At 75.9% G+C, this 20,667-nt stretch carries 23 protein-coding genes; 6 read left to right on the top strand and 17 right to left on the bottom strand.

Translation table 11 applies throughout. From position 1 onward, the window contains the following. Window positions 1–37 precede the first annotated feature (37 nt). The 15 genes from ACTMS9_RS13230 to ACTMS9_RS13160 all read right to left on the bottom strand — a co-directional run bounded on the left by ACTMS9_RS13230 (window position 38) and on the right by ACTMS9_RS13160 (window position 13,714). On the bottom strand, window positions 38–490 hold the full coding sequence (locus ACTMS9_RS13230; RefSeq protein ID WP_441165035.1) for a hypothetical protein: 453 nt from the start codon (window positions 488–490) through the stop codon (window positions 38–40). After that, on the bottom strand, window positions 487–1,422 hold the full coding sequence (locus ACTMS9_RS13225; RefSeq protein WP_441165034.1) for a hypothetical protein: 936 nt from the start codon (window positions 1,420–1,422) through the stop codon (window positions 487–489). Before ACTMS9_RS13225 ends, ACTMS9_RS13230 begins: the two co-directional genes overlap by 4 nt. Then, window positions 1,419–2,069 carry a phage tail protein gene (locus ACTMS9_RS13220; RefSeq protein ID WP_441146123.1) on the bottom strand — a complete coding sequence of 217 codons (651 nt, stop codon included), beginning with the start codon at window positions 2,067–2,069 and terminating at the stop codon, window positions 1,419–1,421. Before ACTMS9_RS13220 ends, ACTMS9_RS13225 begins: the two co-directional genes overlap by 4 nt. Continuing rightward, entirely contained in the window at window positions 2,050–4,671 is a 2,622-nt protein-coding gene (locus ACTMS9_RS13215; RefSeq protein WP_441165033.1) for a putative baseplate assembly protein, read from the bottom strand. The genes ACTMS9_RS13220 and ACTMS9_RS13215 overlap by 20 nt, the downstream gene beginning before the upstream one ends. Continuing rightward, a complete protein-coding gene (locus ACTMS9_RS13210) occupies window positions 4,668–5,126 on the bottom strand; it encodes a GPW/gp25 family protein (protein ID WP_441165032.1) in 459 nt (152 codons plus the stop codon). Before ACTMS9_RS13210 ends, ACTMS9_RS13215 begins: the two co-directional genes overlap by 4 nt. After that, window positions 5,123–5,461, bottom strand: coding sequence for a hypothetical protein (locus ACTMS9_RS13205; RefSeq protein ID WP_350799846.1), 339 nt, complete (start codon window positions 5,459–5,461; stop codon window positions 5,123–5,125). Before ACTMS9_RS13205 ends, ACTMS9_RS13210 begins: the two co-directional genes overlap by 4 nt. Next, on the bottom strand, window positions 5,461–7,038 hold the full coding sequence (locus ACTMS9_RS13200; protein ID WP_441165031.1) for a phage baseplate assembly protein V: 1,578 nt from the start codon (window positions 7,036–7,038) through the stop codon (window positions 5,461–5,463). The genes ACTMS9_RS13205 and ACTMS9_RS13200 overlap by 1 nt, the downstream gene beginning before the upstream one ends. Continuing rightward, complete coding sequence (locus tag ACTMS9_RS13195) at window positions 7,035–7,787, bottom strand: CIS tube protein (protein ID WP_441146118.1); 753 nt, start codon at window positions 7,785–7,787, stop codon at window positions 7,035–7,037. The genes ACTMS9_RS13200 and ACTMS9_RS13195 overlap by 4 nt, the downstream gene beginning before the upstream one ends. Continuing rightward, complete coding sequence (locus ACTMS9_RS13190) at window positions 7,787–8,395, bottom strand: hypothetical protein (RefSeq protein WP_441165030.1); 609 nt, start codon at window positions 8,393–8,395, stop codon at window positions 7,787–7,789. Before ACTMS9_RS13190 ends, ACTMS9_RS13195 begins: the two co-directional genes overlap by 1 nt. A gap of 1,045 nt (window positions 8,396–9,440) precedes the next feature. Further along, window positions 9,441–9,926 carry a phage tail protein gene (locus ACTMS9_RS13185; RefSeq protein ID WP_088961616.1) on the bottom strand — a complete coding sequence of 162 codons (486 nt, stop codon included), beginning with the start codon at window positions 9,924–9,926 and terminating at the stop codon, window positions 9,441–9,443. Window position 9,927: 1 nt separating this feature from the next. Then, complete coding sequence (locus ACTMS9_RS13180) at window positions 9,928–11,169, bottom strand: phage tail sheath family protein (RefSeq protein WP_441165029.1); 1,242 nt, start codon at window positions 11,167–11,169, stop codon at window positions 9,928–9,930. 30 nt (window positions 11,170–11,199) lie between these two features. Further along, window positions 11,200–11,895 (bottom strand): carboxypeptidase-like regulatory domain-containing protein, encoded by a 696-nt coding sequence (locus tag ACTMS9_RS13175; protein ID WP_441165028.1) that lies wholly within the window; start codon window positions 11,893–11,895, stop codon window positions 11,200–11,202. After that, window positions 11,892–12,500: a glycine zipper family protein gene (locus tag ACTMS9_RS13170; RefSeq protein ID WP_441165027.1), complete on the bottom strand. Its 609-nt coding sequence runs from the start codon at window positions 12,498–12,500 to the stop codon at window positions 11,892–11,894. The genes ACTMS9_RS13175 and ACTMS9_RS13170 overlap by 4 nt, the downstream gene beginning before the upstream one ends. Window positions 12,501–12,514: 14 nt before the next feature. After that, complete coding sequence (locus ACTMS9_RS13165; RefSeq protein WP_441146112.1) at window positions 12,515–12,862, bottom strand: hypothetical protein; 348 nt, start codon at window positions 12,860–12,862, stop codon at window positions 12,515–12,517. 117 nt (window positions 12,863–12,979) lie between these two features. Further along, window positions 12,980–13,714, bottom strand: coding sequence for an LppM family (lipo)protein (locus ACTMS9_RS13160; RefSeq protein ID WP_441146110.1), 735 nt, complete (start codon window positions 13,712–13,714; stop codon window positions 12,980–12,982). Between the two features lie 381 nt (window positions 13,715–14,095). Here ACTMS9_RS13160 and ACTMS9_RS13155 point away from each other — a divergent pair, with 381 nt between their 5' ends. The 3 genes from ACTMS9_RS13155 to ACTMS9_RS13145 are packed head-to-tail and all read left to right on the top strand — an operon-like array spanning window position 14,096 to window position 15,569. Beyond that, a complete protein-coding gene (locus ACTMS9_RS13155) occupies window positions 14,096–14,581 on the top strand; it encodes an RrF2 family transcriptional regulator (RefSeq protein ID WP_280836566.1) in 486 nt (161 codons plus the stop codon). Window positions 14,582–14,610: 29 nt separating this feature from the next. Beyond that, window positions 14,611–15,087, top strand: coding sequence for a cupin domain-containing protein (locus tag ACTMS9_RS13150; RefSeq protein ID WP_154936386.1), 477 nt, complete (start codon window positions 14,611–14,613; stop codon window positions 15,085–15,087). Window positions 15,088–15,143: 56 nt separating this feature from the next. Beyond that, window positions 15,144–15,569 carry an NUDIX domain-containing protein gene (locus ACTMS9_RS13145; RefSeq protein WP_441165026.1) on the top strand — a complete coding sequence of 142 codons (426 nt, stop codon included), beginning with the start codon at window positions 15,144–15,146 and terminating at the stop codon, window positions 15,567–15,569. A 52-nt stretch (window positions 15,570–15,621) separates the two neighbouring features. Here the strand turns inward: ACTMS9_RS13145 and ACTMS9_RS13140 are convergent, their stop codons facing one another. Continuing rightward, a complete protein-coding gene (locus ACTMS9_RS13140) occupies window positions 15,622–16,782 on the bottom strand; it encodes an FAD-dependent oxidoreductase (protein ID WP_441165025.1) in 1,161 nt (386 codons plus the stop codon). A gap of 68 nt (window positions 16,783–16,850) precedes the next feature. Between ACTMS9_RS13140 and ACTMS9_RS13135 the strand changes: the two genes are divergently transcribed. Next, window positions 16,851–17,480, top strand: coding sequence for a TetR/AcrR family transcriptional regulator (locus tag ACTMS9_RS13135; RefSeq protein ID WP_441165024.1), 630 nt, complete (start codon window positions 16,851–16,853; stop codon window positions 17,478–17,480). A gap of 98 nt (window positions 17,481–17,578) precedes the next feature. Here the strand turns inward: ACTMS9_RS13135 and ACTMS9_RS13130 are convergent, their stop codons facing one another. Further along, window positions 17,579–18,517 (bottom strand): AraC family transcriptional regulator, encoded by a 939-nt coding sequence (locus ACTMS9_RS13130; RefSeq protein WP_441165023.1) that lies wholly within the window; start codon window positions 18,515–18,517, stop codon window positions 17,579–17,581. Window positions 18,518–18,598: 81 nt separating this feature from the next. On the opposite strand from ACTMS9_RS13130, the gene ACTMS9_RS13125 reads away from it, so the two are divergent. Together ACTMS9_RS13125 and ACTMS9_RS13120 are read left to right on the top strand one after the other, a co-directional pair. Next, window positions 18,599–19,420, top strand: coding sequence for an NmrA family transcriptional regulator (locus ACTMS9_RS13125; protein WP_441165022.1), 822 nt, complete (start codon window positions 18,599–18,601; stop codon window positions 19,418–19,420). A gap of 48 nt (window positions 19,421–19,468) precedes the next feature. Then, window positions 19,469–20,593, top strand: a complete 1,125-nt coding sequence (locus ACTMS9_RS13120) for an FUSC family protein (RefSeq protein ID WP_441146099.1) — start codon at window positions 19,469–19,471, stop codon at window positions 20,591–20,593. Window positions 20,594–20,667 lie beyond the last annotated feature (74 nt).

Raw genomic sequence — 20,667 nt, 5'->3', positions numbered from 1 at the left:
CCGGACCGGCCGCCACGGCCCGACGACGGCCTCAGGGTCAGGATCCGATCGTGACCGCGCACGCCACACCTCCCGCACAGCCGACGGTGATCTCGCTGGCCCGGTCGACGGCGACATTCGCCACGGCCGTGCCGTCCTCGGCCGGCTCCACCTCGTCGTTTAAGGTGAAGCCCGCGTCCCGGGGCGCCGGCGCGGTGACCTGGAACCGGCCCGGGCTGCGCAGCACCAGGGTGCGCAGCCCGTCCGGGTCGGCGACGTGCAGCACGCAGGCGCCGACCACGGTGAGGGTGTCCCCGGTACGGTCACAGCCGGCCCGCACCGTCGCCGGATCGACAGTGGCGCTGTCGCCGACCAGCCGGCCCAGCCAGCGGATGGCGCCGTCGTCGTCCGGGCCGCCCCGGTCGCCCCGACCCGTGCCCACGGCCACCGCGAAGAGCACCACCAGCAGGACGGCCAGCCCCACCAGCAGCAGCTTGCGTCGCCCGCTCATCGCCGGGCCGCCGCCGCCCCGCCGACCTCGGTGAACCGGATCTGATCGATCCCGGCGAAGTACCGCTCGAAGGCCTGCGTCTTGCTCACCGCCACCAGGGTCACCTGGTGCGGCCCCTTGCCGAGCCGCAGCGTGCCGACGTCCTCGAAGTCGGTGCGGACCACCTTCGGGGTGAAGCCGAGGAAGGTCCCGCCGACCTGGACGCCGTCGATCTGGAAGATGGTGTTGGCGTAGTCGAACGAGGTGGTGCGGGCGGCGGAGAACCGCCAGACCGCGTCCTTCGGCAGGTCGACGGTCATCGTGACCTGGTCGCCGACCGCCAGGCCCTGGAAGAACAGCTGCCGGTCCTGCGACCAGGTGACCCCGCAGCAGTTCGGCTGGACCACCACCTTTGCCGCGGCGCCGGTCGGCGACTCCACCTTCGCCTGCGCCACCAGGCTCTCCGCCTCCAGCGTGACCACCTGCGGCTCGTCCGGGGCGGGCGCGTCCTCCGGTCGGGTCACCAGCCAGCCCACCACCGCCCCGACCAGCACCACCAGCGCCACGGCCGCGGCGATCCACGGCCAGGGGGCGCGGCGGGGCGGGGCGACGGCGCGGACCTCGTACGTCACCCGGCCGCTGGAGCGGGAACTCTCCTCCGGCGCGGTGTTCGCCGAGTAGGCGAAGCCGGTCATGTCGTAGCGGCGGGGCGCGGTGCCGGGCGGCACGGCGAGCCGGACCAGGAAGGAGACCGAGCCCTGACCCGGCACCACCCGCTGCGGCTCGGCGACGGTGAACCAGGACCGCTGGGTGCCCTCCCCGGGGGCGACGTCGAAGACCACCGTGTCCGGGGCCGCGCCGGGGTTCGAGACGGTGAAGGTGAGTTCGCCGTGGTTGCCGGTGTCGAGGGTGAACTGCTCGGCGGCGGCGACGACGGCCCATTCGGTGGTCATGACGGCTCCTCTGCGGACGGTCCCGGAGGTGGAAGGGTGCGTGGGGGCGGGACGGAGGCCCGGCCGACCGCCGGCCCGGTGGGCAGCGGCGACGGGTCGACGGGCGGTTCGGGGTCGGCCGGCGGGTCGACGGGGTCGGTGTCGCCGAGCAGGACGACCTCGGCGGTCACCGCGGCCGGCTTCTCCGCCGCCACGATCCGGCTGATCAGGGCGAGCGAGCCGGCGGCGGCCGGCGGCACCCGGACCACCAGGTGGAAGGGCCGGTCGACCGGTTCGTCCAGGACGAACCCGATCACCCCGGTGGCCAGCTCCAGGGCGCTCCGCATCCCGTACGGGGTGCCCCGCCAGCGAGCCAGGTGCGCGCCGTGCGCCACCAGGTCCCGCAGCCGCCCCACCGGCAGCGCCGGCGGCGCGTCCGGGCGGGGCGAGGCGAGCACGTGGTCCATCGCCACCCACCGGGTCAGGTACCCGACGAACCCGTCCGGCGCCCGGTACGGGGCGAACAGCGCGTCGACGTCGGCGAGCACCGCCTCGTCCGGGGCGTGCAGCGCCTCCATCACCTCCAGCAGCGCGAACAGCACGCTGCCGGGGACGCTGGCCCGCTGGTACGCGGCGGGCAGCAGCCGCTCAATCGCCGCTCGGCGCATCCTGCCGCACCACCTCGATGTCGTGCTCGCCGGAGCAGAGCAGCCAGGTGTCGGGGACGGTCACCACGTCGGCGGTGGCCTGGTTGGCGCTGGGCGACCAGTCCACGGCGTCGCCGCTGCGGTACACCCCGCGCTCGCCGCCGGCCAGGATCAGCCGGTCGGTGCCGCCGGTGGCGGCGATCGCGTCGACCGGTACGAACCGGGACCGGTCCCGCAGCGGCAGCCCGCAGTTGACCATCACCGGCTGCCACTGCGGCTGCGCGGCGAGGGTGTCCAGTCGCACCACCCCGCCGCTCTGGGTGGCCGCCAGCGCGAGGGTGCCGGCGAAGGCCAGGTCGCGGCAGGTGCCGCCGATCCAGCCGGCCTGCACCGCCTGCCACTTCACGTCCGACTCGAACAGCCGGGTGCGGTGGCAGCCCTGCCCGGGCTTCTTCGGGTCCGGCTCGCCCGCGCCCGACCAGAGCAGGGTGGCCGGGCCGTCGTACTGCACGGCGAGAACGCGGTTGTCCACGTTGGCCAGGCCGACGTGGGTGAAGCTGCCCGGGCGGCCGGCGGCGGTGGAGAGGTAGACGCCGAACCCGGCCTGCGCGGCGACCGCCACCCCGGGCGCGCCCCGCTCCGAGACGAAGGCGCGCACGGCGTAGAAGCCACGGTCGGCGTCGGCCGGGTCGACCAGGATCTGCAACGGCACCGAGCCGGGCAGCAGGGAGACCTCGTACAGGCCGGTGTCGGTGGCCAGCAGCAGCGCGCCCGCGCCGTCCCGGTCGATCCAGGCCACGTCGGAGATGCGGGAGTCCAGGTCGGTCAGGAGCGACCAGTTCTCGCCGAGGTCGGTGCTCAGGTGCACCCGGGAGCCACCGGCGGCCCGGACGGTCACCGCCGCCACCGAGCCGGGGCGGGCGGTCACGCCGGGGCGTACCGGGGCGGGGGCGGGGGACACCCGCACCACCGTCTCGCCCTCGAACCGGCCGGCCGGCTCCCAGCCCGCACCGGCGTTGGTGGAGCGGAACAGCACCTCGCCACGGCCCGCGTACCAGGTGCGGGCCTGGTACTGGTCGACGGCGAGGGTGCGTACCTCGGCGTCGGGGGCCTCGTCGACCACGAACCGGACCGACTCCACGTAGCGCACGCCCGGCTCGGCGTGCTCCAGCATCCGGTACACGTTGGAGGCCCGCAGCGGCTCGCCGAACGCCCAGCCGGCCGGGTTCAGCGTGGTGGGCAGCGGGCTCAGCGTCTGGTGCAGCCGGTCGTGGATGCGCCGCCGCACCGCCTCGACGTCCTCCTCCCGGCGCACCACCACCCGGGCCCGGATGGAGACCGCCTTGTAGCGGGCCCAACCGGCCCGGCAGCTCGTGCCGAGGGCGCGGCGCTGGTCCAGGTCCGCCTCGACCCGGCGGCGCGCCTCCTCCACCTCGTGCTCGCGCAGCACCGACACCGGCAGCCGGCCGCCGGGCCGGGCCTCGTCCGGCACGTACGGCACCAGCACCACCTCGACCTCGCCCGGCCGGGCGAAGCTGTAGACCGCGGCCCGGGTGAAGGCCCGCGCCCGAGCCACCGCCCCGGAGCCGGCGGCGAGGATCTCGAAGTCCCGGGCGGTCACCGCCCGCTGCTGGGCGAAGAACTCGTACGGCCCGCGGACCAGCGCCGAGTCCAGCGTCTCCATGTCCCGCCCGCCGCTGGCCGGCTCCGGGTTGTCCGCCCGTACCCCGGGCAGCGGGTCGCGCAGGCTGGTCAGCGTGCCGGCGGCGACGTTGCCGGTGCGCCCGCCGCCGGCCCGGTACCAGAGCCGGATCCCCGCCCCGGCCGGCGGCACCGCGGCCACCGTCACCAGTCCGGAGCCGGCCGCGCCGGTCGCCGCCGCCCCGGCCGGCCCGTCGCCGGACGGGCGCAGGTCCAGGGCGGGGGCGAAGGTGACCACCCCGGAGCAGCGGTCCACCAGGTACACCTTGGCCTGCGGGCCGACCCCGGCGAAGCTGTCCACCGGCCGCCAGATCTCGTACGTCCGTCCCTCGTGCTCCCGGGCGGCCGCGCCCAGCTCCACCGAGCCCGGCGGCACCTCCACCCCCAGCAGCAGGTCCAGCGGTTCCGCCGTCCGGGCCAGCGGCGCCCGGGCGGCGCGCAGCGCCTGCCCCGGCTGCCCGGTGCCGGTGCCGAGCAGTTCCGCCTCGACCGGCTCGCAGTGGTGCATCCGCACGGTCACCTCGGCCTGCCCGGCGGGCAGCGTCGCCGGCTCGGTGGTGACGAAGACGACTGGTCTCGGGTCGGCGCCGCGCGCCGCGGCGACCCGGGCGCCGGCGGGGATGCGCACCGCGCCGTGCTCGCCGCCGGTACGGGTGAACCGCACGTCCGCCCAGGCCGCCGACGGGGCGTGCCGGGCCACCCCGAGCAGGTTGAGGAACTGCACGTACGCCTTCTCCGGCAGCTGGTTCAGCCGGTAGATCATCACCTCGGTGAGGTGCGCGAACGCCTCCACCAGGGCGATTCCCGGGTCGTGCGCGGACAGGTCCGTCCAGGCCGGGCAGGACTGCCGGATCCGCTCCCGGGCCTCGGCGACGAGGTCGAGGAAGTCGCGGTCGTCGAGGTGCGGCACGGGCAGCGTCATGACGGGTTCCCCTCGGCGTGGTCGCGGGCCGGCCCGTCGGTCTCCTCGTCGTCGGGGAGCAGGTCGACGGAGAAGACCAGCTGGCCGGGGGAGAGGCTGGCCCGGACCCGGTAGTCGAGCCGGATCACCAGCCGCCACGGGTCGTCCGGGTCCGGTCCGGCGTCGACGTCGATCACCTCGACGCGCGGCTCCCAGCGCCGGATCGCCTGCCGGACGTAGTGGATGGCCAGGCCGGCGGTGGTGTCGTCGTTGGGCGCGAAGACCAGCCGGTGCAGCCGGGAGCCGTACCCGGGGCGCATCAGCCGCTCGCCCGGGGTGGTGGAGAGCAGCAGGTACAGCGCCTGGCGTACCGTCTCGTCGCCCTCGGTCATCGCGAGCCCGCCGGCCGCGGTCAGTGCCAGACCACCGGTGCGGCCGGCGTCGAAGCCGGCGCCCACGAAGCGGAACGCCCTCATCGGTCCGCCTCCACCAGAGTCTGCCGCGGGTCACGGACGGTGTGGTGGACCAGGCCCGGCGGGGTGCCGTCGGTGAGCCCGTCCAGGTGCGACAGGACGATCCGGTGCCCGTCGACGCGCAGCCAGTCGCTGTAGCCGACCCGCACCGGCAGCGTCTTCGTGCAGGGCTTCACCGTCGGCCCGTAGTTCGGGCAGGCCACGATGTCCCGCCCCTGCGGGTCGTCGTCGACCAGCACCGGTACGCCGGTGACACTCACCCAGCGCTGCGACGCCCGGTTGGTCACCCGCCCGTCGTGGTCGCAGGTGATCACGGATTGCAGGTGGATCCAGCGCATCAGCCGCCTCCTGAGCTCTGCCGGGCGAGTGCGGCGGCCCGCTCCCGCGCGGTCGGCGCGTCCTCGGTCGTGTCGGCGTGCAGGAAGTCGACGCTGCGGGCCCGCACCACCATCGCCCGGCCCGGCGCGGAGAGCACCAGGTCGGTGGCGGCGTGCAGGGTGGTCAGCTCCGGCGTCAGCTCCAGGAAGCTGCCGGCGTCGGTGGCGAGCTTCAGGCTGCGCGCCGCGTCGTCCACCACGATCGTCTGGCCGCTGCCGGTCCGCACCGACCACCGGCCGGACCGCCCGTCGGCGATGCCCGCGTCGTACGGCTCGACGGCGCCGAAGAGCGACCCGAGGACGATCCCGGCGGCCGGCTCGCCCCCGGGCAGCGCCACCAGCACGGTGTCCTCCGGGTCGGGCAGCGCCACGATTCCCTTGCCGGCCCCGGCGCCGGGGCAGAGCACGGCCAGCCAGCCGGCGTCCAGGTCCCCGTAGGCGGGGAGGGTGAGCCGGACCCGGCCGAGCCGGTCCGGGTCGTCGACGTCGGTGACCGTGCCGAGGGTGACCACCGCGCCGGCGACCGGGGCGGGTGCCGGGGCGGGCGGCGGGGCGGTGCTGAACCGGGTCAGGTGGCCGTTGGCGTCGATGGTGTGCACCACCTCGGTCAGCACGTACACCCCGGCGACCGGGTCGGCGACCCCGGCCAGCTCGACGCGGCGGCCGGGCCGCAGCGCCGGGTCGCCCTCGGCGACTCCCTCGGCGGTGACCAGCGCGGCCACCCGGGCGTCCAGGCCGGCCTGGGCGATGGCGGCCAGCTCGTCGTCGCTGCGGCCGGGCTGGTCCACCGCGGTGCGTACCCCGTCCGCGCCGACGGCGGCCGGGTCCGGGTCGAGCGGGATGCGCCGGCCGGTGCGCGCCGCGTCGGCCCGCTGGCTGATCGGCTCGGCGCGCTGCGGATGCCAGCCCAGCGCCGCGCTCTGCCCGGCGGCCCGGTCCAGGTTGGCCGCGATCCGCAGCGAGTGCAGGGTGTGGCCGAGGGTCAGGGTGACCGGTTCGCTGTGCCCGTCCAGGGTGACCAGCCGCAGCCGGTCCTCGTCGTCGGCGAGGTGCAGCCCGGCCCGGCCGGCCACCTCCAGCAGCAGGTCGAGGTCGCTGTGCCGGTGCTGGAGCACCCGCTCCAGGCGCGGGCCGTCCTCCTCGGCGTCGACGTCGAGGCCGACCTCCGCGCAGAGGTCCCGGGCCAGGTCGGCGGCGGTCAACGACTCGAACACCCGCAACTGCTGCCGCTTGCGCAGCCGGTGCAGCGGCTGGTAGCCACGCAGCCGGACCAGGGCGACGCCGTCGGCGGCATACTCCACCTCGACGCAGGTCACCTCCCCGGTGAACAGGCGCGCGTCGTCCAGCCGGACGTCGAGGGTCGCGCCGGTCGGCACCGCCGGGGCGGGGCCGAGGTCCAGCGCGGTGGGGCCGGGGCCGGCGGCGTAGCCGATCTCGCACTGGGTCGGCTGGTCCAGCCGCCCAGCGATCCGCACCGACCGGAGCCGGCGCCCGTCCAGCGGTACCCCGTCGAGCAGCACGGTCGGCCAGGCGGTCACGGGGCACCTCCCGGAGGGGGCGGGGTGGTCGCGGCGGCGGTCAGCGGGGGCACCGCGAGGGCGGTGCCGGCCGGCACGGTCAGCGGATCGGTGATCCGGTTGTGCTCGGCGAGCAGCCGCCACCGCAGCGGCGAGCCGAGCGCGTCGTGGGCGAGCAGGTCGAAGCGGACCCCGGAGTACCCGGGCACGGCGGAGCCGTCCCCGGCGGCCACCACCGCCGAACCGGGCGCGGCCACCGGAGTGGTGGCGGCGGCCAGCTCCTCGTCGAAGCCCTCCTGGGCCTCGTCGGCGGACTCGGCCACCCGCACCAGCTTCAGCCGCAGCCAGGACCGGCGGGGCGAGCCGGTGAGGGTGAACGCGTCGAACCGTTCGGCGATCGCGACGATCACGCCGGGCACGTTCCAGGTCTTGCCCCAGACCAGCCGGACCAGCGGCGGTCGCAGCCAGCCGTGCGCGGTGGCGGAGTTCTCCGCCAACATCCACAGTGGACGGGTCAGGGCCCGCACGTCCTCCGGGCGGGTCGGCGCGTCCACCAGGTCCGTGTCGAAGAGCAGATCGAGCACCAGCTCGGTGCGGCCGCCGCCGGTGAAGACCAGCGGGTCGTCGGCGAGCCCGGCGCCGGTGAGCTGCCCGTCGCCGGCGCCGCGCGGGCGTACCCCGGCCAGCCGGGTCACCTGCACGGTCTCCGGGTTCAGCAGGCAGTCCACCCGGACGCCGGAGGAGTCCACCAGGAAGGCCACCCGTTCCATCAGGCCCCCCGCTGCTCGTGGTCGAGGCAGCGCAGCCGCTCGCCGTCACCGTCGCCGGTGGCCGGCCGCCACGCCGGGTCGTCGGGCAGTGCCGGCCACGGATCCCCGGCCCACCGCCCCGCCGGCCCCGTCGTGGTCGCTCCCGTCGGGGGTACGCCCCCGGTGCCGCCCGCCGGCCCGTCCGGCAGGACCGGCCACGGGTCGGGTGCCGGGGCGGCGTCGGGCCACTCCTTGCCGGGCTGTGCCGGCAGCCACCGGTCGGCGGACCAGGATCCGCTGTCGAAGTCGGTGCGTGCCGGTGCGGTGGCGCGCTCGGCCGTCCGGGTGGGCTCATCCGGTCCGGCCCCGCGCGCCCGGCCCGCCCAGAGACCGGCCGGCGGTGCGGTGCCGGCTTGCGCTCCCGTCGGAGCGGACCAGGGGGCGGGGAACCGGAACGCACCGACGTCGTCTCCGCCGGTCGTGAATTGCCGGTGCGCCGGGTCCGTGGCGGCGCGCGCTCGGCCATCGGCTGTCGTCCCCTCGACGGATGCGGCCGGATCCTGGCCGGTGGGTGGTCCGGACTGGTCGACCCGGCCGACGCGGGGCTCGTCGGGACCGGCGGGCGGCACGTCCGAGTGCCAGCGGGTGCCGCCGTCGCCCTGCCCGGTCTGCGACAGGTCGCTCCTGAATCCGGCGGCGGGGCCGGGTACCGCCGGCCGGATCCGCCAGGTTGCCGGCCCCGGCTGAGCGCCGGCACCAGACCCCGGCGACCGGTCGACGTCGTCGACCGACTGCCCGACCCGTCGCGCGGGCGGTGGGTACCGGTGGTGCCCTGGCCCGCCCGGCGAGGAATGCGCGGGCGGCGGTCCCGGCCGGGAGTCCGGCGTCGGGGCTCCCGGCCGGCCGCTCGGATCGGGGACGCCGCGCAACCTGCCGGCGGCTGGAGAACCGGGCCCGGCTGGGCGGTTGACGCCGTCGGGCCGGTTGCCCGCAGTCACGGATCCCGGACGGGGATCCGCGCCGGAGTCGCCGGCCCACGAACCCACGCCCCTGCCGGGGTCGCCGGGCCGGGAGCCCACGCCTGTGCCGAGGTCACCGGGCGACGAGCCCACAGTTCCATCGGGCTCGCCGGGCCACGCGCCCCCATCCGGGTCGCCCCGCGACGCGCCCACGGTGTCGGCGTCACTGGGCCACGAGCCCGGAACCCCGTCCGGGTTGCGGGGCCACGAGCCCGCGGCCATTCCCCGCCGGACCGAGCCGGTCGGGGGCAGCGCCGGCGTACCGGAGCGGGCGGGCGGCCGGTTGCCAGCCACCCCGTCGGCGGGCCCGCCCAGCAGGCCGCGCGCAACCGTCGACGGCCCGGCGTCCGGAAGGGCGTCCGGGTCGACGTCCAGGCCGCGCAGCAGGCCGGGGGCGTGCGCGGCGACCAGGCGCAGCCAGTGCTCGGGGGGCTGGCCCGGCCGGCGCGGCACGTCCCGCGTCGCTTCGGCCGGCGGCACCTCCGGCCTCGCTCCGGGCAGCGGCAGGCCCGGCGTCGCGTGGGCCGGCGGCCCGGCCTCGGCCGGCGGCAGGCCCGGCGTCGTCCCGGCCGGCGAGCCACCGGCGGTCGGGGCGGGATCGTCCGACCACCGCTCGGCGGCGTCGGCGGCGTCCCGCAGCCGCCGAGCCAGCCAGCTACGCGGTCCTGGGCGCGGCGGCGGCACTGCCCGACTCCAGCTCCAGGCCCTCGTACGCCAGGGTGAGCGCCTCGATGGCGATCTCCTGGGAGAGGGTGTGCAGGTGCGCGCCCCGCCACCGCATCGGCCACGCGTTGATCATGTTCCAGCGCAGCGCCTCGCTGGTGCCGGCGGCGTCGAGCAGCACCACCGAGACGTTGCGGCGGTTCACCGTCCCCCGGGCCGCGGCCTGCACCCAGTCCCACAGCTCGCGGGAGGAGGTGAGCCCGAAGTGCAGGGTCACCGGGGCGTAGTCGACCTGGCCGGGCACGGCCCGGATCCGGTCGTTGCCGGCCTCCCGGTACGCCCGCCGGGCGATCGTCACCTCCAGGCCGCTGACCTCGGTGAAGTGCCCGTTGGTGATGCCGTTGATGAGCAGCTTGAAGTTGTAGGCCCGGTACGGGTCGACCGGGGCGCCCGGTTGCGGCGTGGCGGGGGTCGTCATGTCAGCCTCCGATCGTCTCGGTCTCGGTGCCACCGGCCCACTGGCTCAGCTTGAACACCACGAACTCCGCGGGCTTGACCACCGCGATGCCGATGTGGGCGACCACCATGCCGGCGTCGCGCACGTCGGCCGGGTTGGTCTCCTCGTCGCACTTGACGAAGAACGCCTCCTCGGGCGTACGCCCCAGCAGGGCGCCGTCGCGCCAGACCCGGGTGAGGAAGGCGCCGATGTCGCGCCGGATGGAGCGCCACAGCGAGAAGTCGTTCGGCTCGAAGACCATCCACCGGGTGCCGTTGGCGATGGCCTGCTCGATGGAGATGGAGAGCCGCCGCACGTTGAGGTAGCGCCACTCGCTGGCCTCGGCGGCGAGCGTACGGGCGCCCCACACCCGGATGCCCTCGCCGGCGAAGTAGCGGATCACGTTGACGCCCCTGGGGTTGAGCACGTCGTGCTCCGGGCGGGTGACCAGGTACTCCAGGTCGACGGCGCCGCGTACCGGCTCGTTGGCCGGGGCCTTGTGCACCCCGCGCAGCCCGTCGGTGCGGGCCCAGATACCGGCCATGTGCCCGCTCGGCGGGGTGAGTACCAGCTCGCCGCTGAGCGGGTCGCGCACCCGCAGCCAGGGGAAGTAGCAGGTGCCGAAGTCCGACTGCCGGGGCCGGTACGCGGTGGTGCCGCCACCGTCGTCGTCGGCGGGCTTCGCCGTACCCTCGGCGGGTTTGCCGTCGGCGGCCCGGGGGGCCCGGGCGGAGCTGGGGGTGGCGACGCGGGTCAGCGCCGAGATGTCGTCGATGCCCGGGGGCGGGTCGCAGATCGCCACCATGGTGCGCAGCCGCTCGGCCATGCTCAGCAGCGCCTCGTGTGAGACCGGGTCGTGGAAGCCGGGGGCGGCGAGGATGGAGACCTCGTCGACGGCCTCCAGCAGTTGCAGGCCGGCGCGGCGCTGGCCGCCGCCGGTGACCTGGCCGCCCTCGCCGACGTTGACCACCCAGCACCGGGTGCCGCCGTTGTCGAGGAAGCCGAAGACGGCGCGGGCCAGCGGGGTGCTCTCCGGGCGTTCGCCGCCGGCGTAGAGCCGCAGGAACTCCGACCAGCTGTTCACCGGCATCGCCCGGTCGACGTGGGCGCCGCGGTCCGGGGCGATGCCGACGAACGCGGCGGTGCTCATGCCGACCGGCCCGATCGGGTGGGCCCCGCTCGGCACCTCCTCGACGTAGATGCCGGGGGAGAAGTAGTTGGGCATCGGTCCTCCTGGTGCGCGGGGCGGTCCGGGTCAGCGGGCCGGGGGTTCGCAGACGATGACGAGGTCGGTGTCGGCGGGGTCGACGTCGGCGGTGAGGGTGTGGCCGCGGCCGACCAGGCGCAGCCGGACCTGGCCGGGCTGCTCGGGGTCGTCCGGCACGCCGGTGAGCCGGAACCGGCCGGCCGGGTCGGTGTGCGTGGCCTGCGAGGTGCCGACCAGTTCGACCCGCATCGCGGCGAGGGGCTGCTCCTGCGGGCCGACCACCCGGCCGTCCAGGGTGCGCATCGGCAGCTGCCGCAGCCGCAGCGGGCGCAGCACCGGCGGCGCCGCCGGCAGCGGCCGGGCCACCTGCGCGGGTACGTCGATCAGCAGCGCCGGCCGGGGCGGCACGCCGAACGCCCGCCACAGCTCCGGGTCGCCGGCCTCCAGCAGCACCTCCTGCTCCCCGTCGACGACCGCGGCGGCGAGCACCCGGTCCAGCCGGGGCAGCGCCGCCGGGCCGGCGGCGCTGAGCAGGTAGCGAACCGTGAAGCGGTACGGCTCCCGGTTGCCGGTGCCGCGGGTCTGCCGGCCGGGCCGCAGCTCCAGCGGCCAGACCGTCAGCCCGTCGGCGGGTCCGCCGTCGGCGGGCGGGCCGACCGGGACGACCTCGCCCGCGGCGGTGGCCAGCCACGCCGCCAGGGCGGTGGTGGCCGCCTCGACCGGTCCACGCCCGTCGTCGGTCATCGCGGCGGACTTCCCTGGATCCGGTACGCGATGGCCTCGTTCCAGACGTGCGGGTAGACGCCGATCTCGAAGTACCGGGTGAAGGCGTTGATCGGCGCGTTGGTGTGGTCGTGCCAGAGCAACCAGACCGGGGCGATGGTGAAGAGCACGTAGTTGAGCAGCACCAGTGGGATGTAGAGCGGGCCGAGCAGCCGGCCCTGGAAGATGTGCACGTCCTCGTGCCGCTGGATGCCGGGGCTGGAGCCGGCGCAGACCGTGCCGATGGTGGTGGCGTACCTCGGGGAGACGCCCTCCACGACGTCGACCCGGCAGCTGTGCTGCGAGGTGGTCCGGTCGAGCTGGTGGCCGAAGATCAGGTGTACGGCGAGGTAGACCGCGCCGACGGCGGTGTTCAGCAGGCTCCAGGTGTGGTCCACCACGAAGAGCCAGACGCCGCGGACGTCCGGGCCGTACACCCGGGCGGAGGCGACCGCCCAGCCGAACGGGCCGCCGACGAGCAGCCCGGCGACGGCGCCGATCAGCAGGCCGAGGGTGCCGCCGGCCCAGCCGCCGAGCGCGGCGCCGAGGACGATGTGGACGGCGGCGCTGATGATTCCGAAGACCATGACGCTCACCTCTCTCAGACCCAGGAACGGATGTAGCGGGGCTCGCCACCGCCCTGGGCGATCCGGCTCGGCGACGTCTGCGTCGCCTGCCGGTTGCCCGGCGGCAGCTGGTTGATGCCGAGGGCGGCGGAGAAGATGATCAGCCCGTTGAAGAAGGCGATGATCCACTTCTCGGCGCCGACGTCCGTGGCGAACGCCGCGGTCAGGTAGGACAGCGCCAGGGCGACGCCCAACGCGATCCACTTGCGGGCCTTGTCGCCCGCGGGTCCGAGCAGGCCGCCGACGACGTTGGCGGTGAGCAGGGTGGCGGCGCTCGCGCCGGTGAGGCTGCCGAGGGCGGGCCAGGTGAAGAGATCGTTCACGGCGATCTCCCTTCGGGTGGTGCCGGGAGGGTGGTGTGGTGGTGGTGAGGTACGGCGGCCGGGTTGGTGTGCCCGGCCCGGCCGCCCGGGTGGTGGCGATGTCCGGCCCTGACGGGGTCAGACCGGCCTCGGATGCTCCGCCGGTGGCGTGGCGGCCGGCGCGACGGCCGCGCCCGTCGGCGCCGCGGCGGGGGCGGCGGCGGACCGGCCCCGTCGGCGCAGCAGCAGGACGGCGACGACCGCGCCGACCACGAGCAGTACGACCACGGCCCCGACGACCAGGAGCCATGGGAACGACCCGCCTTCGTCACCGCCGGGGGAGGCGGCCGCCGTGGCGGACGGCGAGGGCTTCGGCGCCGCCTCGGCCACCGCCCGCAGCTCGAGCGGCTTTTCCTGGTTGGCGACGACCTTCCAGGTGACCGAGCGGCCGATGCGCGTGCCGTTGGTGTCGATCACCCGACCGGGAAAGGTCAGGGAAATCTCGAACGACATCAACTGCATGAACCGCGCCTGGTTCAACGGATCCTGTTCGGCCACCTTCCCGCCGTATTTCTTCGGATCGAGCGGGAGGCTGAACCGGTAGAGATCGTCCTCCCGGACCAGTTTCACGCTCTCGCTGGTGAAATCCTTCAGCGGAGTGTGGTGGTAGGTGATCAGGGAACCGTAGAAGCCTTCATTCTCGTAGACCCGCTCCTCGCCCTTCGGCAACGTGGGGATGTTCTGCCGGAGTTCGGCGAAGCCGACCTGGACGGTCCTGTTGTCGGTGGTCAGGAACCGTTTGTCGGCGGTCAGGAGCAGTTGCCCGTCGATCGTGTCGTCGGCGTTGACGGTCAGGCCGATGTTGAGCTGCATGCACCCGGTGAGCATCGCCACCAGGGCGAGACACACCGCGAGGCGGAATGCCCTGCCGCGGTCGAGTCTCGTATTCATGCCAGCAGTGTGTGTGATCGCCCTCACTATCCGCAGTCAGCGATCAGTCACAACGGTGTCACCGATCTTACCGGCCCGTTCTCCCTTTCGGCTGACGCCGAAAATGGGTGCGATCGATATTCTGGAGGGTTGGCCGGACGCAATTTCGACGCCCCGGGGGGCGGTGACGGAATTCGGCCAGGGTGGACGGTGCCCGCGACGAGCCGCCGGGCGACGGGCCGACCCGACGACGGCGGGCCGGCATCGGCGCCCGGCTGTGCGGAACGCTTGCCGAGCGGATCCTGGACATCTAGTATCCAGAATATGAAGATGGCGGAGGGCGTCGAGTGGGCGCTGCACAGCTGCCTCAACATGACCTGGCTGGAGCCGGGGCGGGCGGTGTCGGCGGCCCGGCTGGCCGCGTTCTACGGGCTGCCGACGGCGTACCTCAACAAGCAGTTGCAGGCCCTGGTGCGGGCCGGGATCCTCCGGTCCGTCTCTGGCCCGCGCGGCGGGTTCCGACTGGCCCGCGCCCCCGAGGAGATCACCCTGCTCGACGTGGTGACCGCCATCGAGGGGGCGGAGGAGGCGTTCCGCTGCGCGCAGCTCCTCCGCCAGGGGCCGGGAGGTCGCGCCGACGTCGACTACCGGCAGGCCTGTCTGATCTCCCAGGCGATGCGCCGCGCCGACCTGGCCTGGCGGCGGGAGCTGGCCGGGCAGACCCTCGCGCAGCTGCGGGAGGCGGTCGGCGACCGCTACCCGGACACCCCGCGGAACACCCGCGAGCGCCTCGTCGCGCCCCCGTCCTGAGCATCGTCCCCATCGGAAGGTGAGCACCCATGACCACCGCACCCCTGCATGTCCGCGCCGACGACGCCACCGTCCTCGCCGACGGCCCGACCAGCCTGATCACCCTGCTCGGCGACGCCGGCGAGACCGGCGGCGCGCTCACCGCCAACCGGGCCACCCTGCACACCGGCTCGCCCGGCGCCCCACCGCACCTGCACACCCGCGCCGCCGAGACGTTCTTCGTCCTCGACGGGGTCCTCGACGTGCTGGTGGCCGACGAGATCCGCACCCTGCGCCGCGGCGACTTCCTGCTCGTCCCCGCGCACACCCCGCACGCCTTCGCACCGGCCCGCGGCGAGTCCGCCGACGTGCTGGTGGTCTTCACCCCCGGCATCGACCGGTTCGACTACTACCGGCTCCTCGAGCGGGTGTACCGGGGCGAGGCCGATCCGGCCGAGATCGCCGCCAGCGGACAGCGCTACGACAACCACTACGTCGACAGTCCGCTGTGGCGCGACCGCCCCTGACCGCGCCGCCCGCCGGGCCCGGCCGCCGTGGCGGGCCCGGCGACTAGGCTGAGCGGGTGCGTCTCGTCGCCTGCGTGCTGCTCGTCGACCCGACCGGCCGGCTGCTGTTGCAGCTACGCGACGGGCACGCCCCGTACCATCCGCACGTCTGGGGGCTGCCGGGCGGGCACGGGGAGCCGGGGGAGGCGGCCGCGGAGACCGCGAGCCGCGAGCTGTACGAGGAGACCGGGCTGCGCCCCGACGGCGAGCTGCGGCTCTTCGCCCGCCAGGAGCTGCCGGAGCTGGACCGGGTGAAGCACTACTTCTGCGCCGCCACCCGGGCGCGGCAGGAGGACGTGGTGCTCGGTGAGGGCGCGGCGATGCTCTTCGTCCCGCCCGGCGAGGTGCTCGACGGTCGCCCGTACACCCCCGGCACCGTAGAAGTGCTGACCCGCTTCCTGGCCTCGCCCGAATACGCCGGCCTGGCCGCCGCTGGTCGCTGACCGCCGGGCCCGGTTCAGGCCGCCGGGTCGGTCGAGGCCGGGGCCGGTCGGCTCAGTCGCGTGGCGGGTGCCAGTCGGCGTACCGGGCCGCCTGGCGCAGCGCGACGCGGGACGGGGTGAGCCGGATCAGGGTGTCGCGGAGGGTGACCGCCACCGGGTGGCGCAGCTGCTGGCCGAAGCGGCCGGCGCGGGCCGAGGCCCGGGCCACCGCCTGGCTGCGCGGGCGGCGCTCCCGGTCGTAGCGGGCGAGCGCCGCGTCGAGGTTCGCCGGCCCGCCGGCGCAGGCCGCGCCGAGGGTGACCGCGTCCTCGATCGCCTGGCAGGCGCCCTGACCGAGGAACGGGGTCATCGCGTGCGCCGCGTCGCCCAGCAGCGCCACCCGGCCGCGCACGTAGGACGGCAGTGGCGTGCCCAGGTGGTGCAGGTCGTGCCGCAGCACCTGCTCGGGCCGGGTGGCGGCGAGCAGCGCCGGGACCGGGTCGTGCCAGTCGCCGAAGCGCTCCCGCACGGCGGCCAGCTCGTCGGGGGCCCGCCCGCCGGGTGGGGCGGTCACCGCGGCGTACCAGTAGACCTGGTCGGCGCCGAGCGGGACCATGCCGAACTCGGCGCCCGGGCCCCAGCTCACCGCGGTCGGCAGCGGGTCGTCCCAGCGGATCGCCGCCCGCCACGCCGTCGTCCCGGCGTAGGTGGGTCCGGGGTGCTCCGGCCAGAGCCGGGAGCGCACGGCCGAGCGCAGCCCGTCGGCGCCCACCACCAGGTCGGCGGCGAGCTCGGCGGGCTTCCCGCGCCAGCGGTGCCGCACCCGGGCGCCGTCGGGGCCGGTCGTCACGTCGACCACCTCGGCGTCGGTGCGCAGCGCGGCCGCCGGCAGGGCGTCGCGCAGGACGCCGTGCAGCCTGCCCCGGTGGACGCCAAGCGCAGTGGTGCCGAGCTGCCGGGTCAGGTCGGCGCCGTCGACCCGGGACAGCCAGCGCCCGCTCCGGGTGCGCAGCCCGCCGGGAGCCTCGGCCCGGCCGTGCGCGCGGACGGCCGCGCCGACGCCGAGCGCGTCCAGCCCCCGCAGCGCGTTGGACATCAGGGTCAGCCCGGCGCCCACCTCGCCCAGTTCCGGCGCGCGTTCGAGCACGGTGACCCGCCAGCCCGTCCGGTGCAGGGCGAGGGCGGCGGCCAGGCCACCGATCCCGCCGCCGACCACCACCGCGTGTCCGTCCATCCCGACCGCCCTTTCTACAACTGTAGAAGTTCATACTACAGCTGTAGAACACCGAGGAGGAGGCCCGGATGAACGCTCGGTCCCCGCGGGTGGCGGCGTTGGCCGACACGGCGATCGCGCTGCTCGCCGAGGGCGGGATGCGGGCGCTGACCCACCGGGCCGTCGACGCCCGGGCCGGGGTGCCGGTCGGCACCACGTCGGCGTACCTGCGGACCCGGCAGGCGCTGATCGAGGCGGTGGTACGCCGCCTGGTCGACCTGGACCGCGCCGACCTGGTGGACCGCGAGCTGCCCACCGCCGCGCCGCCGCCCGGGCCGCCGCCGCGGCTCACCCCGGCCGACCTCGACCACCTCGCGGTGGCCACGGCGCAGGTGCTGGACCGCTGGCTCACCGTCGGGCGGGACCGCAGCCTCGCCCGCTACGCCTGCCTGCTGGAGGCCGTGCACCGACCCGAGCTGCGGCCGATCCTGGCGCACGGCACCGTGCTGCGCGAGCAGGCCCGGGCGCTGCTGGCCGGCGCCGGCGCATCGGACCCACGGCGGCAGGGTGACCAGTTCGTCGCCTTCATCGACGGGCTGCTCTTCGACCGCCTCGTCGGCGCCGGTGCGCTCAGCGCGCCGCCGCCCGGCAGCCCGGAGAGCCGCGAGGACCTGCGGGCCGCCGTCCGCGCCCTGCTCCGCGCCTTCACCGGCGCCTGACCTGTCCGACCGGCCGGGTGCCCGGTCCTCGACCGCCATCATCGCCTTACGGTCGGCCGAGCATCCTTACGGGATCGACGGCCCGGCGGTGAGTACGGTCAGGTGACCGGGGTGCGGGTGCGGTGGTCGCGGGGGCTGATCCCGCGTACCCGGCGAAAGGCGGTGCTCAGCGCGAACGGGCTGCCGTAGCCGACCCGGCGGGCGACCGCGCCGAGGGTGGCGTCCGGTTCACGCAGCAGGTCCGCCGCGAGGCTCAGCCGCCAGCCGGTCAGGTAGGCCATCGGCGGCTCGCCGACCAGCTCGGTGAAGCGGCGGGCCAGCGCGGCCCGGGACACCCCGACCTCGGCGGCCAGCGACGCCACCGTCCAGGGGCGCGCCGGATCGTCGCGCAGCAGGCGCAGCGCCGGTCCGACCACCGGGTCGGCCGCCGCCGCGTACCAGGAGGGGGTGGCGCCGGGCCGGTCGAACCAGGTCCGCAGCACGGCGATCAGCAGCAGGTCGAGCAGCCGGTCGAGGACGGCCTCCTGGCCGGGGGAGTCCCGCACCACCTCGTCGGCGAGCAGCCCGACCAGCGGGCTGTGCCACTCGTCGGCCCGGACCACCAGCAGCGCGGGCAGCGCGGCGAGCAGCCGCCGGTTGACCTCGCCCGGCAACTGGTACGTCCCGGTCAGCAGCGCCGTCCTGCCCGGCGTGCCGGTGCCCCAGGTGCGCACCCCTGCCGCCGGGGTGGTGGTCAGCGGCTCGCCGCGCAGCGTGGTGCACCGCTGTCCGGGGTGGATGACCACCTGCGGCGCGGTGGCCGGGTCGTCGGCGACGGTGTACGCGTCCGGGCCGCGCAGCACCGCCACGTCCCCGGGGTGCAGCAGCTCGGCGGAGCTGTCGTCGGGCACGACCCAGGCGGTGCCGCGCACCACGGCCACCACGGTCAGCGGCGCGCGGTCCTCGATCCGCAGCGCGAACGGCGGGTCCAGCAGCGAGCGGAGCAGGAACGCGCCCCGGGCGCGGGGGCCGTCGAGCAGACCGGTCAGGAGATCCACGGTGGCGAGCGTAGACGCCTGCGTATGCCCGCACGACGGCGAACCATTCAGCGTCTCACCGCCGATCGGTTGACTGTCCCCATGACGGAACACCTGACGACACTCGTCCTCGGCGGCACCGGCAAGACCGGTCGACGGGTCGCGCGGCGGCTCACCACGATCGGCGTACCGACCCGGATCGGCTCCCGCGCCGGCACGCCACCCTTCGACTGGACCGACCGGGACACCTGGACGCCGGCGCTGCGCGGCGTCGGCGCCGTCTACCTCGCGTACCAGCCGGACCTGGCCGCGCCCGGCGCGGTCGCGACGGTCGGCGACCTCGCCCGGCTCGCCGTCGCGCACGGCGTGCGGCGGCTGGTGCTGCTCTCCGGGCGGGGCGAGCCCGAAGCGGCCGAGGCCGAGCGGGCCGTCGCGGCGAGCGGGCTCGACCCCACCGTGCTGCGGGCCAGCTGGTTCGCCCAGAACTTCAGCGAGGGACACCTGGTGCAGCCGCTGCGCGCCGGCGTGCTCGCGCTGCCCGTCGGCGACGTGCCGGAGCCGTTCGTCGACGCCGACGACATCGCCGAGGTCGCCGTCGCCGCGCTCACCTCCGACCGGCACGCCGGCGCCACGTACGAGCTGACCGGCCCCCGACTGCTCACCTTCGCTCAGGCGGTCGACGAGATCGCCGCGGCGGCCGGCCATCCGGTGCGCTTCGTGCCGGTCACCAGCTCCGCGTACGCGGCCGAGCTGACCGCCGCGGGTGTCCCGGCGCCGGCGGTGGCGCTGCTGACGTACCTGTTCACCGAGGTCCTCGACGGCCGCAACGCCCGGCTGGCCGACGGGGTGCAGCGGGTGCTCGGCCGGCCGCCGCGCGACTTCCGGGCGTACGCGGCGGAGGCGGCCGGGGCCTGGCGGGCCTGACCCGCCGGCCGGGCTACGGTGGGGCCCGAACGGGGCGAGGAGGCGGCGATGGTCCGGTGGGGCTGGTTCCGGGACGCCGCCGGGCGGCTGCGGCAGGGCTGGCTGCCGGTGGTCGAGACGACCCTGGCCGCGACGGTGGCGTGGATCCTGGCCACCCGGCTGGTCGGCCACCCGCAGCCGTTCTTCGCCCCCGCCGCCGCGCTGATCGTGCTCGGCCAGGCCCGGGGCCAGCGGGTCCGCCGGGCGGTCGAGGTGCTGCTCGGGGTCGCCGCCGGCGTCCTCGTCGCCGACCTGGTGGTGCAGGCGCTCGGGCCGCGCACCAGCTGGACGGTGTTCACGGTCATCCTGCTCACCATCGCGCTCGCGGTGGCGGTCGGGGCGAGCACGGTCGCCGTGGTGCAGGCCGCGGTCTCCGCCCTCTACCTGGTGGTGGTCTCGCCACCGACTGAGTCGCTGGTGCCGTTCCGGTTCGTCGACGCGCTCATCGGTGGCGCGGTGGCGGTGGTGGCCAGCCAGCTGATCGACGCCCGGCGGCCGCTCGCCCCGCTGGTCGCCGAGTTCCGCCGCACCTATCAGGGGATGGCCGAGGTGCTGGAGGAGGTCGCCGCGGCCCTCGACGCCCGGGACGAGCCCGCCGCGCTGGCCGCCCTGGACCGGGCCCGCCAGCTCGACGCCGCGGTGGAGCGGCTGCGCACGGCGGTGCTCGCCGCCGGCGAGGCGGTCCGGCTCAACGTCCGGCGCCGGCGGCACATCGGCCGGCTGCGCACCGTCGACGCCACGGTCGGCCAGCTCGACTACGCGGTCCGCAACGTGCGGGTCCTCGCCCGGGCCGGCGTGACGTTCAACCGGCTGCCCACCCCGGTGCCGCCCGAGCTGGGCGCGGCCCTGCGGGACCTGGCCGAGGCGGTCCGGGCGGCGGGCGAGGCGCTCGCCGCCGACCTCGACGGCGCCGAGGAGGCCGGCGACCGGCACGCCGCCCGCGCCGAGGCCGCCGCCCTGACCGCGGTACGCGTCGCCGGGCGGCTCTTCACCGCCGGCCAGACCCTGCCGCTGGCGATGATCGTCGGGCAGGTCCGGGCCACCGCCATCGACCTGCTGCGGGGCGTACGGGCCGACGACGACGCGGCGGTGCTGGCCCGGGTCGACGAGGCGCTCGGGCTGCCCGCGCTCTGACCAGCATGTGGTAAGGAGCGCATCTGGCTTGTGGTCGTGACGAAACCGGTGTGTGATCGACGGCGAGACGCCGT

The organism is Micromonospora sp. L31, assembly GCF_052068075.1.
In the GTDB taxonomy this organism is placed as follows: domain Bacteria; phylum Actinomycetota; class Actinomycetes; order Mycobacteriales; family Micromonosporaceae; genus Micromonospora; species Micromonospora purpureochromogenes.
This window is presented reverse-complemented; position numbering and strand designations above follow the sequence as displayed.